This is a genomic window from Empedobacter sedimenti (assembly GCF_030005555.1).
In the GTDB taxonomy this organism is placed as follows: Bacteria; Bacteroidota; Bacteroidia; order Flavobacteriales; family Weeksellaceae; genus Empedobacter; species Empedobacter sedimenti.
Window position 1 is genome coordinate 1 of record NZ_JASCQG010000015.1, and the last position, 13,542, is coordinate 13,542.

Genomic DNA, 13,542 nt, shown 5'->3' on the forward strand with positions numbered 1-13,542 from the left:
TACTGCGAGGAATGATTAGACGGTGATGGTTTGCTGTTTCAAGCTAACCAACAGCGGATACTTTGTGGTTAACAGCTTGGGAAGGGATTGAACGAAGAGAAAGGGACTTGAGAAAACACTATTAAAACCAAAAAAGGAGAGCGAATTGCTCTCCTTCTATATATATTATACAAACTAATCAATATTAGTTACCCCAACCTGGGTATTGTTTGATTAATTTATTCAAGTTTAATGATGAACTTGGAATTGGTAAAACGAATAATTTATCGCTTGGAGCGACAGTACTTACATTTCCTTTTATGTTAGACGTTTTTACGATTGATAAATTGTTGCGTTTAAGATCAAAGAAACGAAGTCCTTCTCCTGCAAACTCGATACGTTTTTCGGCTAAAATTGCAGTTAAAGCATCTCCAGAGTATGTTTTTCCGCCACGATCAGCAGTAAAAGCGTTTAATTCTGTTAAAGCATTTGCTTGTTGACCTGATTTCGCCATAGCTTCCCATTTAATGAATTTAGCTTCTGTAAGACGCACAACACGCACGTTACCAACAAAATTTAATCCATCAATTTCTTGTCTATTTTTTAACAAATAATATCCCATTGGAGAATCATTTGCTGCAGCGTTTTCTTGTGTAAATAATACTTTACGAGAATCTGAAGCTAATAATGATTCGGCAAAATCTTTACGGAACATTAAATAATTCTTCGCTCCATTTGGATCATAATAAGACGAAATAGACTCATTGATACCAGGATTCGCAGTTAAAGACATATTAATTTCGAAAACTGTTTCTGGTTGATTTTTAGTTTCAGCAGAAGTTGTTCCTGAGAAATATGATTTGATTTGTTCTTTTTTCAATAAAGAACTTGTTGATGAAGCTAAAGCTGCATCAGCATATTGAATTGCTTTTTGATAATCACCAGCCGCGCCACGTGTTAAATAAGCTTTTGCTAAAATAATACGAGAAGCTGTTGCAGATAAATATCCTTTATCAGTTGGTTTTTCATTAAACTCAGAAATACCTTTCTCTAAATCAGAAATGATTTGAGCATACGTTTCAGCAACAGTAGAGCGTCCATAATAAGCATTTGGATTATAATCTCCTGTATGTATTGCAATTCCGTATTCTTGGTTTGCACCAGAAGTTGGATTAGCAGCATAAAAAGACGCTAAATAATAAAAAGCTAAACCACGAGCCGCATAAGCTTGCGCTTTCATTCCTTTTACAGCATCAGATTCGTTTATTTTTGTATTAATGATCATGTTTGCCATTCCTACAACATCGTATAACTTATTGTATTGTGCAAAATCTGTGTTAGAGTCTGAAGGCGTCCATGACATATCGTTTGTTACTTTAAAACGACCATCATTTCTGTTCGAAATAAACGCATTATCAGAGATTAATTCTCCGAAAATAATAACATCAGCACCTAAATTATCTCCAGAAGCAAATTCGCTATACATCCCATTAAGGGCTGCTTGCATATCTTTTTCTGATTTAATTGTATATGATCCGTCGTATGTAATTGTATTAACTGGCGTTTGATCTAATAAATCTTCTGAACAAGAAGAAAAACAAGTCATAAACGCAGCAATAGCTAGTATTGTTATTTTTTTCATTTTATTATCTTAATTAAAAATCAATAGAAACACCTACAGAAATACTTTTCATGATTGGAGAAGTGTAATCGTAAGCACCTTTACCTTGCCATCCGTAAGAGAATCCGTTAGAGTTTGTTTCTGGATCAAATGTTAAATCCTTATCAAAAGCCCAAGTCAATAGATTTGTTCCACGTACATAAAGCGTTAAATTACTAATCCCAGCTGACTCTAATTTATCACCTAAGCTGTACGCTAACTTCACTTCTTTCAAACGAATATGATCACCTTTGCGCAAGAAACGTGTTGACATTTTGTTTGATCCTGATCCATTACCTTCTACTTGCTTAGGAATAGAAGCATTTTTATTTGTTTCTGACCAGCTATCGTATAAGTTTTCTTTGTACGTATTGATATCAAAATAAGATCCGTCGTTGTAAACAAATTTTGAGAAATTATCTACTACAGAATAATCAAATTGACCTGATAAGAATACAGATAAAGTCCAATTTTTGTAGTTTAAATCATTTCTTAAACCAGCCATATATTTAGGAAAAGGTGATTTTCCTTGAAAATATTTTGACGCTTCTGCATAATTGTTTGTTGTAGCAGTTTTAGTACCATCAGTATAAAATAAAGGATCTCCATTTGTAGGATCAACTCCTGCCCAACCAACCATGTAGTATTCACCAAACATGCGACCTGACTGAATTGCTTTTGCTCCTCCCTCTAAATAAATTGCAGAATTATCAATTAAATCTCCAACTTCTGACTTGTTGTAAGCAAAATTCCCACTAATTGTCCAATTAAAATCTCCTTTTAAGAATGGACGAACTGTAAGTGTTGTTTCAATTCCTTTATTTACAATCTCACCAACGTTTTTCATGATCGTTGAAGGAGATGAAGGCGTTTCACCAGGAATTTCTACTGGGAAGATAGCATCAATTGTTTTCTTGTTATATACATCAACAGAACCAGATAGTACATTATTGAACAATCCATAATCTAAACCAATGTTAAATTGCTTAGACGTTTCCCAAACCAAATCAGGATTACCAGCTACGTTTAAATTTAAAGAACCTTCTTCTCCATAATTTCTGATATTAGCTAATGTTGAGAAACTATTATATGTATTTGCCCAAGAATCTGCATATGGCACATTACCTATTTCACCATAATTTGCACGTAAAATCAAATTATTTACAAAATCAATTTGTAAATCTTTGTGCGCATTCCAAGAAGCACCAACAGACCAGAAAAGTCCAGCACGATCATTAATACCTAAAGTAGAGTTCGCATCGCGACGAACTTGCCCATTTAAGGTATATTTTCCGTCAAAAACATAATTCAAACGACCAAAGTATGAAATTTGCGTCCATTTGATACGATTTCCATTAATTGATAATACTTGAGATGCATTATCCATCACTGGTGCTCCTAAGATAAAGTTTTGTTTTTCTTGAGAACGTTGAACACCAATATGTTCTTGATACTCCCAACCTGCATTTAAGATGATATCGTGACGATCAGCAAATTTCTTTGCATAAGTTAATGTATTCACCCAGTTCCAATCTGTATATTGATTCTGAGATTCGTACAAATAACCATTGTAATTTTTTCCATCACCAAAATTTGGATTCCAGTATAAGTTTTCATCTAAATTTTGATATTGAATACCATATTGTGAGTTAAAAGATAAACCTTTTGTAATTTGGTAATCTCCGAAAACAGAAGCCAAGAAAGTATTAACCGTTCCGCCTACATTGTTTTCTTTTTGAAGTCCAACTGGATTAAAATCTTTGTTTCCTAATAAGTTTAAATTATAAGATCCATCTGCGTTGTAAACAGGTAAAGTTGGAATAATAGCCCAACGAGTAGCCCATGGATTAGAATAAGCACCAGCATCTGCATATGTTTTGTTCTTAACGCGAGAATAATTAAAATTAGCTCCCATTTTGAAACGATCTGACGCTTTATGATCTATTGCAGCTGAAGCTGATATACGATCAAATTTAGAATCAATAATTAACGGATCGTTGTCATAGTAAGAAAAACCAGTACGGAAAGATGTATTGTCTGAACCTCCAGAAGCTGAGAAGCTATATGTTTTGACAGTAGACATATCACGTTGAATGGCTTTTTCCCAATCTTCGTTTGTTACTCCATCCCAACCAATCACATCTTTATTGAAATAATTTTGAGCAGCTTGCTGAGAAGCAAAACCTCCTGCATTATAAAAAATCAAACCTCCCCATTTAGAGTATTCTTCTGCATTCATAAACTCTGTTTTATCAAAAGCAATATCTTGAACTGACATTTCAGAAGAAATATTAAATTTCGTTTTTTGGTTGTATTTTCCTCGTTTTGTCTTAACTACAATAACTCCATTTGCTCCACGCGCTCCATATAAAGCTGTAGACGAAGCATCTTTAAGAACTGTAACAGATTCGATTTGATTAGGATCAATAGATGATAATGGATTAAAAGAAGTCATCACTCCAGAGTTATCATCACCTTTCCCTACTACCACGCCATCAATTACATACAACGGATTTGTAGTCCCTACGAAAGATCCTGCTCCACGAATTGCAATAATATTTGCAGAACCTGGTTGTCCACCTCCTGTCGAGAAATTAAGACCAGCCACACGACCATTCAAAACCTCATCAACAGATGCAACAGGAGTTGTTTCTAAATCTCCACGATTAATTGTTTCGAAAGAACCAATTTTTTGAGTTGGATCAATTTTAATTGAACCTAAAATATTAACCGTTTGCAAGTCAATATTTTCGTTATTCTTGATTTTATCAATATAACTGATTGTTCCTAAATTATTTGATGAAACAGTAAATTCTTTACCATTAACCACCAATATATCGCCAATTTTAGCATCAATATCAAATGCACCTTCTAAGTTGGTATAAACCACTTTATCAGTACCTTTTATTGTAACTGCAACATCAGATTCAGGAAAACCGTCAGCATCATTTACTACACCAGTAATTTGAGCAAAAGCCAAAGTTCCTAAACCAAGGAAAGCTAATAAACTCAAAGATGTTAATCTTCTCTTCATTTTGTTCTAAAATTTTAAGGGAACCAAAGTTGATGTATTTTAATAAAACCTTAAAATTTTATTCAATTAGCAATTAAGCAGAAATTATTTAAAATATTAAATTGTCATCACTATTTTATAAAGCAGATGGATAAAACGACAAATACAAACAAAAAATTTACGTATTATTAAATATTTAACACAATATTTATCAATTCAAGAACTTTATCTAATGTTAAACAAAAATCATTATCAACTGATAATCTTTTCGATAACAACAGTACACAACAAACCATTATTACATCAAGTTATGTATATATTTTGTATATTTATACTAATTAGAATCAATCTAACTAATTTCGCTACAATTTTACTCACTTTTGTACATCAATAAATGCACAAAATGTATATTTATAAAAAAAGCTCAATCATTATGATTGAGCTTTTTTATAAAATCTTTCGGATTATAATGAAACATTAATGTTGTTCATTTCCTTTATTATTTGCTTTATCTAAATCTGTATTCCAAATTTTGATTTTATCCGTTTTATTTAAACCTGATTTCACTTGTACATTCACACCATCAGTAATTCCTAACGTAAGATATTTTTTCTCGTATTTAGCATCTTGTCCTTTACCCGAAGTCAAAATCTCTACATAAGGTTTCTGCTTTTCATCATAACGAACATGCGCAGATTTTACCATTAATACATTTTTTACTTCTTGCGTTACAACTTCTGCATTTGCTGAATATCCAGCGCGAATAAAATTATCTGAATCTAATTGAACTGGCGCTTTAATTTCGAACTGTACAACTCCATTACTCGCAACACCTTGAGGCGAAATAAAATCTAAAATCGCCGTAAAAGTTTTGTTCGGAATTGCTCCAATTGAAACATTAATTTTCATTCCTTCTTTTAATTTACCCACCTCAGCTTCGTCTACTTTTCCTTGGAAAATCATTTTCTTAACATCTGCCATCGTAGCAATAGTAGTACCTGTAGAGAAATTATTAATCTCTTGCACCATATTACCAACCTCTACCGGAATATCTAAAATCATTCCCGAAGTAGTTGCCGTAATACGCGTTGTTGCATAAGCCTCTAAACCTGGCGCTATACCAGTTTGCGCAACTTCATACTCGTTTTCTGCTGATTTTAATTGCTGTAAAGCTGATTTATAAGTTGCATTAGAATTATCGTAATCTGCACGTGGTAAAACTCCTTGATTATATAATGTACTAGTTCTATTAAAATTACGACGCTCTTGATCTACTGTAATTTGGGCTGCTTGAATTGCTTGTCGCGCCGCATTTAGCGATTGTACATTTGGTACAACTTTCAGTTCACAAATTAACTGACCACGCTCTACATATTGACCTTCAGCCACATTAATTGATTTAATTACTCCAGAAATATTTGGTTTAATCTCAATTGTTTCTAGTGGTTTCACTTCACCAGTCGCAACTGCTTTTACTACAATATTTCCTATTGTAGGCGTTGTCGTTTCGTAGATCTCGTTATCTTGGCTATTCTTATTACCGAAATACATAATCACCCCGATTACAGCACCGATAAAAAGGATTATCATCAAAATTTTTAGAAATTTTTTCATTCTTTTTCTATTCGTTTAGTATTAGTTATTCGTCTCTCAAAGCATCAATTGGCTTGATTTGTATAGCTCGTTGCGCAGGAATTAAACCTGCTAATGTTGCCATAATCACCATTACAGCTAATGCTGTAAACAAAGTAAACAAATCAATTGACGCATTATATAGTGGTATATTTTTATTTGTTGGAATAATAACTTCGTTGAGAACCATTAACAGAAGTGCGGCAAAAATAATTCCGCCTAAACCTGCAATTAATGTCAAAACCACAGATTCTAACAAAATTTGTCCTCTGATTTGAGCTGGTACTGCTCCCAAAGCTCTTCTAATTCCGAATTCTTTTGTTCGTTCCGAAACTGTAATCAATAAAATACTTGCAATCGCAATAACTCCCGAAAACAGCGTCATTCCTCCTACAACAATCGCTAAAAATTGCATCCCTTTTACAAATTTCATGATTTTACCAAGCATTTCTCCTAAATTGAAACCTCCAATTCCTTGATCATCGTCTGGCGAAATATTTTTAATTTGTTTCAGATAAGCTTTTAACTCTTTCTCAAAAGCAACAATATCGTAATTATTTGGCAAACTTAAACTTAGATATTGAATAACTTCTCCTTGATTATATACTTTCTGGAATGTTGTAAACGGTATAAAAACTTGATCCTTACTTTCTACAGGCGAGGACGGCGTATCATAAACTCCGACAATCGTGTAATAACTATCACTAATACGGATTTGTTTACCTAATGGATGCGCATTTTCACCGAAAAATTGTTCAGAAACTTCTATTCCAATTACACAAATTTTGGATTCGGTTTTGATATCATCTTCGTTAATAAAACGTCCTTGAATAATATCTTTTCCAAACATTCTGTTCTGATCTGGATAATCTCCATTAACGGTATAAAAATTATATTTTGTTCCGAAGGTTAAAATAGAATTTGGCTTAGAATTTCGAGGCGCCAATAAAGCTATTTGAGGAAAACGAGCCTGAATTTGACGAACATCGCTCATTTTCAGCTCAATTGTACGACCTTTCTGAAATCCTTGATATGGCATTGAAGTCGTTTCGCCCCAAACAAATAATGAATTAGTTGCTGCATCTGCTAAATTTCGGTCAAAACCATTTTGCAAACCACGTGTTACACCTAACAATAATACAAATAAGAACATTCCCCATGCCACACCAATCATCGTCAAAATAGTACGCAACTTATTTTTACGAATCGCCGCGTAGACTTCGCTCCAAGCATCTGGGTCAAAAACAAATTTTACAAAGTTCATTATTCGTCTCTTAAGGCATCAATTGGTTTAATACGTGCTGCATTTAAGGCTGGAATCAATCCAGAAACTGTTCCTGCAACAAACAAAATAATACAAGCCATTACCAACGAATTGGTTTCTACACCTGGATTATAAATAAAATATTCTTCTAAACTATCGCCAATATTTTCAACTAACAAAGCTGCCAAAGCAATTCCGATAGCGCCGAAAATAATGGTAATTAAAATAGCTTCTTGTAAAATCAATCCCAAAACATTTGCAGGAGTTGCTCCCAAAGCTTTGCGAATACCAATTTCTTTGGTACGTTCTTTTACGCTAAAAACCATAATATTTCCGATACTTACAATTCCTGCAATTAAACTTCCTCCACCAATTACAAACACAATTATAGTTAAGATTACAAAAAACTGATTGGTATCTTCCATCGCATCAGCAGCATTTCTTACCCACAATCCTCCAAAATCTGAAGGCGCAACATTATGACGACCTTTCAAATTGAACTCTATTGCATTGGCTAATTTTGAAATATCTGATAAAGCCATTCCGTCTTTTGGTGTAATTATGATAGACGAAACTTTGTCAGTTGCATAGATTGTTCTGAAAGTTGAAAAAGGAGCATATAAAACTCTATCAGCATTATCGCCGCCATCTTTACTCTCAAAAACACCAATAATTTGGTACACACTTTTACCAATTTGCAAATATTTACCAATTGCAACTTGGTTTGGAAAAAAATCTTGCGCAACCAATCGTCCTACAACAACAGATTTTGCTTGATTTTCCATATCTTTTTGGTTAATAAAACGACCCGAAGTAACAGTTTCATTAATCATACTTTCATACTCAGGATAAACACCTGTTATCGAGTAACTTCCTGAATTAGCTTCGTTTCGGATTGTATCCATTTTATCAATAGTACTAACAATGTACTTAATTTCTTCTGGAAAAGAATTTTTGATAAAATGATAATCTTTAATATCTAATTCAATTGTTCGTCCTTGTTTAAAACCCTTGTATGGTTCAGTTGTCGTGCCTCCGTTAACTGTTATATTTAAAGAGTTTGCTTTAAAAAACTCTTGTTGAAATCCGTTTTGCAAACCGTTACCCAATCCATACAACGTAATAAACACGAAAAGCGCCAAAGCAATCGTTAATCCCGAAAGCGATGTACGCAGTTTATTACTTGAAATGGACGACCATATTTCTCGCCAACGATCTGTATCAAACATATTTTAATTACGATTTTAGAATTAAGAAGTACAAAAATAAACAATCAAACATCCTAATTTCTTTACACTCTCACTTGTTCTACCTTTTCATCACTTACAATTACACCATCCTTAAGGCGTACGATACGTTTACACATTTTCGCAATATCATCTTCGTGTGTAACCATTACAATTGTTTTTCCTTCATCATTAATTTCTTGAATCAAATGCATAACCTCTTGCGAAGTCTTTGTATCCAAAGCTCCTGTCGGTTCATCTGCCAATAATAATTTTGGTTTTGCAGCAAGTGCACGTGCAATTGCAACACGTTGTTTTTGTCCTCCCGAAAGCTCGTTTGGCATATGAGAAGCCCAAGGTTCTAATCCTACTCTCTCTAAGTAACTTAGTGCTATTTTATTTCGATCCGAACGTTTTACTTTTTGATAATATAAAGGAAGTGCAACATTCTCTAACACATTCTTGAAACTAATCAAATTATATGATTGAAAGATAAATCCCAAGAATTTGTTTCGATAATTAGCCGCTTTCGTCTCGTTTAATTTCTCGATTCTTACATTATCTAACTCATAAATCCCCGTATCATGGACATCTAACATTCCGATGATGTTCAGTAAAGTAGATTTTCCTGAACCCGAAGATCCCATAATCGCAACAAATTCTCCTTCTGCAATTTCAAGGTTGATGCCTTTCAATACATGGAGTTTGTTTTTTCCCATTATGTATGATTTGTTCAAATCTCGGATAGATATCATAGGTTAGTTAAATTTCAATAAAGATAATAGATAAGTCTAAATTATTGATAAAAAGTTACATTCTTCAGCAAGTATTATTTTTTGATAAAAAATTTTCAATAATTATTGAAAGTTTAAAAAATTATATATACATTTGAATAAAGATTACAAAATGACATTAGAAGATTCAAAAGAAAAATTTATTCAGACATGGGGAACATTTGCTGTTAACTGGGGAATAAATCGTACAATGGCTCAGGTTCATGCTTTATTATTGACATGTACAGAACCAATTTCTACAGATCAGATAATGGAAGAATTACAAATTTCGCGAGGAAATGCCAACATGAATTTGAGAGCATTAATGGATTGGGGAATTGTGCGTAAAGAATTAATAAAAGGAGAACGTAAAGAATTTTTTATTGCAGATAAAGATGTTTGGTATTTATTCAAACAAATTACTAAAGAACGTAGAAAACGTGAAATTGAGCCGGTAATTGATTTTTTAGATTCGTTATCAAATATTGATGACAAATCGGATGAAGCAAAAGAGTTTGGTAAATTATTGAATGATTTATCTTCTGTTTCAACAAAAATCAATAATATAATGGATCTTGCCATCAAATCTGATGAGCATTGGTTAGTTGGAAAAATCACGAATTTGATGAAATAATCAGTTCGTTTTTTTTAAGTATAAGTTTCAAAATTTATTGAAAATACAATATGTATAATATAATTTCATACATCGTTTATATAATCATCACCTTTTACATCACAATATTTGTAGGATGGCGAGTTTACAAACTGGGATTCATTTATTTAGAAAACTTAATCGATAACCACTCTGTTTATCAATCGATTAACAATTTATTATTGATTGGATATTATTTGGTCAACTTAGGTTTTTCGGCAATAAGTTTACAAAACTGGGAGCGTGTTGACACAATTACAATTATGTTATCGTCCTTATCGTACAAAATTGGCTTTATATTATTAGTCCTCGGAATATTACATTTTATCAATTTATCGATTATTTATATCGCAAGAAAAAACAAAAAAATAAACTCTTAAACACAACAAGTTATGACAACAAATTTCAATCTAATTGCATATTTGGTTTACTTACCAGTAGCAATATTAATGACAATCACAGTTTCTAACGTATTATTCAAAAACGGAAAAATATTTATGTACGATATTTTTCATCAAAAAGAAGATATTGCAACAGCTACAAATTCATTGTTCAAAATAGGATTTTACCTTTTAAACATTGGTTTTGCCATGTTAATCGTTTACATGACAGAAATTACAACAACAGAAGATTTCATTGTAAGATTAAGCACTAAAATTGGAGGATTCGCGATATATTTAGGCGTAATGTTAATGCTAAATCTTTTACTATTTATGAAAGGTCGAAGAAAATCAATGCAACGAAAACAAATGGATACGCTTCCTGTTTAACTAATCAATCTCTAAAAAACGAAATTTCCCAAAAGCAAACTTTTGGGAAATTTCGTTTTATACAGGATCTACATCTACATCAATTCGTACAGAACGGAAAGCTGCAATTGTATGCAGTTGATCTATTTTTGATTGAATTAAATCTTTTACTTTTTGAGGTGATTGATTTGGTCGAATTTTTATCATCACATCTGTAATATATAAATTATTGATTCGTCCTATCGAAGGCGCTTCTGGACCAAGTAAACATTTTGCATCAAAACTTGGTTTAAGCAAAACAACCAATTGAGCCGCAGTTTTATCCAAACGCTCTTTATTTTTATGCTTGAAACGCAACTTGATTAACCGAGAATAAGGCGGATACAAAAATTCTTTGCGCTCATACAAAATATCCTTCATCGTTGGCGCATAACTGTAAGTTGTGACATTTTGCAAAATTTGATGCTCAGGTTGAAAAGATTGAATCAATACTTTTCCGTGCTCTTGTCTACGACCTGCACGACCAGAGACTTGCGTTAACAATTGAAATGCTTTTTCGTGCGCTCTAAAATCAGGAAAATTCAACAAAGAATCTGCTCGAATAACACCAACAAAATTAACATTTCCAAAATCAAAACCTTTTGTAATCATCTGCGTTCCGATTAAAATATCAATTTCTTTGTTCTCGAAATCTTCAATTAATTTTTCGTAAGCAAATTTTCCGCGCATCGAATCAACATCCATTCGTCGAACTTTTGCATCAGGAAAAATCGTTTGAACTTGCTGTTCTATCTGCTCCGTTCCCAAACCTTTTGTATTCAATTCGTGCGAACCACAACTTGGACAACGCAAAGGTTTCGCTTGCGCATAACCACAATAATGACATTTTAATTGATTAGAAAATTTATGATACGTTAAACTAACATCGCAATTTGGACATTCGGGCGTATGACCACACGTATTACATTCCATAATCGGTGCATATCCACGACGATTCTGAAACAATATGACTTGTTTTTTTTGATGCAATTGATTGAAAATTTCATCACGAAGTGTATGCGAAATATCTTCTGTAATTTCTTTTTCCTTTTGCGCTTTTTTGAGATCAACCAAATTAATTTCGGGCAATTTTATGTTTCCAAAACGTTCCGTTAATTCGACATAACCATATTTCTTATTTTTCGCATTATAATAACTTTCGGCCGAAGGCGTCGCCGAACCTAACAAAACCTTTGCATTCATCATTCCTCCAAGTAGCATCGCCATATCGCGCGCATGAAAAAAAGGTTTCACATCCATCTGTTTATAAGACGATTCATGCTCTTCGTCGACGATAATCATTCCCAAATTATCAAAAGGCAAATACAACGCTGTTCGTGGACCAATGATAATATCGAAATCGCCATTCAAGGTTTTTTGCCACAATTCGACACGTTCATTTTGATTGAATTTTGAATGATAAACGCCTACTCTTTCTCCAAAATGCTTTTTTATACGATGAACAATTTGCGTTGTCACAGAAATTTCTGGCAATAAATACAAGATTTTATTTCCTTTTGCAATTACTTGCTCCATTAATTTCAGATAAATTTCTGTCTTTCCACTTGATGTTACACCATGCAACAAAACAGTCGATTTATCTTTAAAATCTTCTTTGATTTGATTTAGTGCTGCGGTTTGTTTCAAGGTTAATTCTGAAATTTCAGTTACATCTTTCTCCTGTTCTTCTACACGAGACGTTTGATGTTGATAAATTTCGACCGCTCCTTTTTCTGCTAACGATTTAAGTACTGCATTTGTCGCACCTTGTTTTACAAAATCTGCCACTTTTAGCGGTTTTTCTTGCAATTGAGTTTCTAATGTAATTAACTGCAACAAGGTTTCGCGCTGTTTTGGTGCTTTATTTAATTGATTTAAAATCTCGATAAAAGCAGTTTCATTTCCTTTTAAATCTGGATGTAATCTGACATAATTATCAATTTTTGGCGTATATTTTTCGTTGAGTTTTTCATCTAACCGAATAATTCCTTTATCAATTAATAATTTAAGTGTTGGAATTGCTGATTTCTCGTCTACAATTAAAGCTGCTTCTTCAACCGAAATGATTTCTCTTAATTTCAACGCTTCAAAAACTAAAAATTCATAATCATTTAGCTCTTCAATTGTTTCGTAATTTGGATTAATTAATCGAACAAAAGTTTGAGATTCTAATTTTAACGCAGAAGGAAACGCATTTCGAAAAACATCACCCAACGAGCACATATAATAATTCGCCATCCATTCCCAAAAATTAATTTGTGTCTGCGTGACCAAAGGTTCGTCATCCAAAAAAGCATGAATTGCCTTTGTTTTGTACAATTCTGGTGCATTTTGATGAATAGAATGTACAATTCCTGTGTACAATTTTTGCGTTCCGAAAGGCACGGAAACACGCTGACCAACTTTAATTTGCTGTAAATCAATTTCAGAAAGATGATACGTAAACGTTCCATTTAATGAAAGTGGTAAAATAATTTCGGCAAAATAATTCGTTGTCATTCTATAATTTTAAAACAGCAAGTTAGGAAGATTTTTAGAAGTATTAAAAAAATCAA

Annotated in this window: 10 protein-coding genes; 3 read left to right on the top strand and 7 right to left on the bottom strand. The window is 32.9% G+C overall.

Annotation, left to right across the window (positions count from 1 at the left end; all coding sequences use genetic code 11):
• Positions 1 to 184 precede the first annotated feature (184 nt).
• The 6 genes from QHG34_RS13505 to QHG34_RS13530 all read right to left on the bottom strand — a co-directional run bounded on the left by QHG34_RS13505 (position 185) and on the right by QHG34_RS13530 (position 9,529).
• Entirely contained in the window at positions 185 to 1,621 is a 1,437-nt protein-coding gene (locus QHG34_RS13505) for a RagB/SusD family nutrient uptake outer membrane protein (RefSeq protein ID WP_282630752.1), read from the bottom strand.
• A 13-nt stretch (positions 1,622 to 1,634) separates the two neighbouring features.
• Complete coding sequence (locus QHG34_RS13510) at positions 1,635 to 4,673, bottom strand: SusC/RagA family TonB-linked outer membrane protein (protein ID WP_282630753.1); 3,039 nt, start codon at positions 4,671 to 4,673, stop codon at positions 1,635 to 1,637.
• Between the two features lie 456 nt (positions 4,674 to 5,129).
• On the bottom strand, positions 5,130 to 6,266 hold the full coding sequence (locus tag QHG34_RS13515; RefSeq protein ID WP_282630754.1) for an efflux RND transporter periplasmic adaptor subunit: 1,137 nt from the start codon (positions 6,264 to 6,266) through the stop codon (positions 5,130 to 5,132).
• 25 nt (positions 6,267 to 6,291) lie between these two features.
• Positions 6,292 to 7,548, bottom strand: a complete 1,257-nt coding sequence (locus QHG34_RS13520; RefSeq protein ID WP_282630755.1) for an ABC transporter permease — start codon at positions 7,546 to 7,548, stop codon at positions 6,292 to 6,294.
• On the bottom strand, positions 7,548 to 8,777 hold the full coding sequence (locus QHG34_RS13525) for an ABC transporter permease (RefSeq protein WP_282630756.1): 1,230 nt from the start codon (positions 8,775 to 8,777) through the stop codon (positions 7,548 to 7,550). Before QHG34_RS13525 ends, QHG34_RS13520 begins: the two co-directional genes overlap by 1 nt.
• A gap of 62 nt (positions 8,778 to 8,839) precedes the next feature.
• Positions 8,840 to 9,529, bottom strand: coding sequence for an ABC transporter ATP-binding protein (locus QHG34_RS13530; protein ID WP_282630757.1), 690 nt, complete (start codon positions 9,527 to 9,529; stop codon positions 8,840 to 8,842).
• Positions 9,530 to 9,680: 151 nt separating this feature from the next.
• On the opposite strand from QHG34_RS13530, the gene QHG34_RS13535 reads away from it, so the two are divergent.
• Genes QHG34_RS13535 through QHG34_RS13545 form a run of 3 tightly spaced genes read left to right on the top strand, consistent with a single transcriptional unit; the run spans position 9,681 to position 10,969 of the window.
• Entirely contained in the window at positions 9,681 to 10,181 is a 501-nt protein-coding gene (locus QHG34_RS13535) for a GbsR/MarR family transcriptional regulator (protein WP_282630758.1), read from the top strand.
• Between the two features lie 50 nt (positions 10,182 to 10,231).
• On the top strand, positions 10,232 to 10,579 hold the full coding sequence (locus QHG34_RS13540) for a hypothetical protein (RefSeq protein WP_282630760.1): 348 nt from the start codon (positions 10,232 to 10,234) through the stop codon (positions 10,577 to 10,579).
• Positions 10,580 to 10,591: 12 nt separating this feature from the next.
• Positions 10,592 to 10,969, top strand: coding sequence for a hypothetical protein (locus tag QHG34_RS13545; protein WP_282630761.1), 378 nt, complete (start codon positions 10,592 to 10,594; stop codon positions 10,967 to 10,969).
• A 57-nt stretch (positions 10,970 to 11,026) separates the two neighbouring features.
• On the opposite strand, the gene priA is transcribed toward QHG34_RS13545, so the two are convergent.
• The gene (gene priA / locus QHG34_RS13550) at positions 11,027 to 13,486 is read right to left on the bottom strand and encodes a replication restart helicase PriA (RefSeq protein ID WP_282630762.1); all 2,460 of its coding nucleotides are present in this window, start codon (positions 13,484 to 13,486) and stop codon (positions 11,027 to 11,029) included.
• Between the last annotated feature and the right edge of the window lie 56 nt (positions 13,487 to 13,542).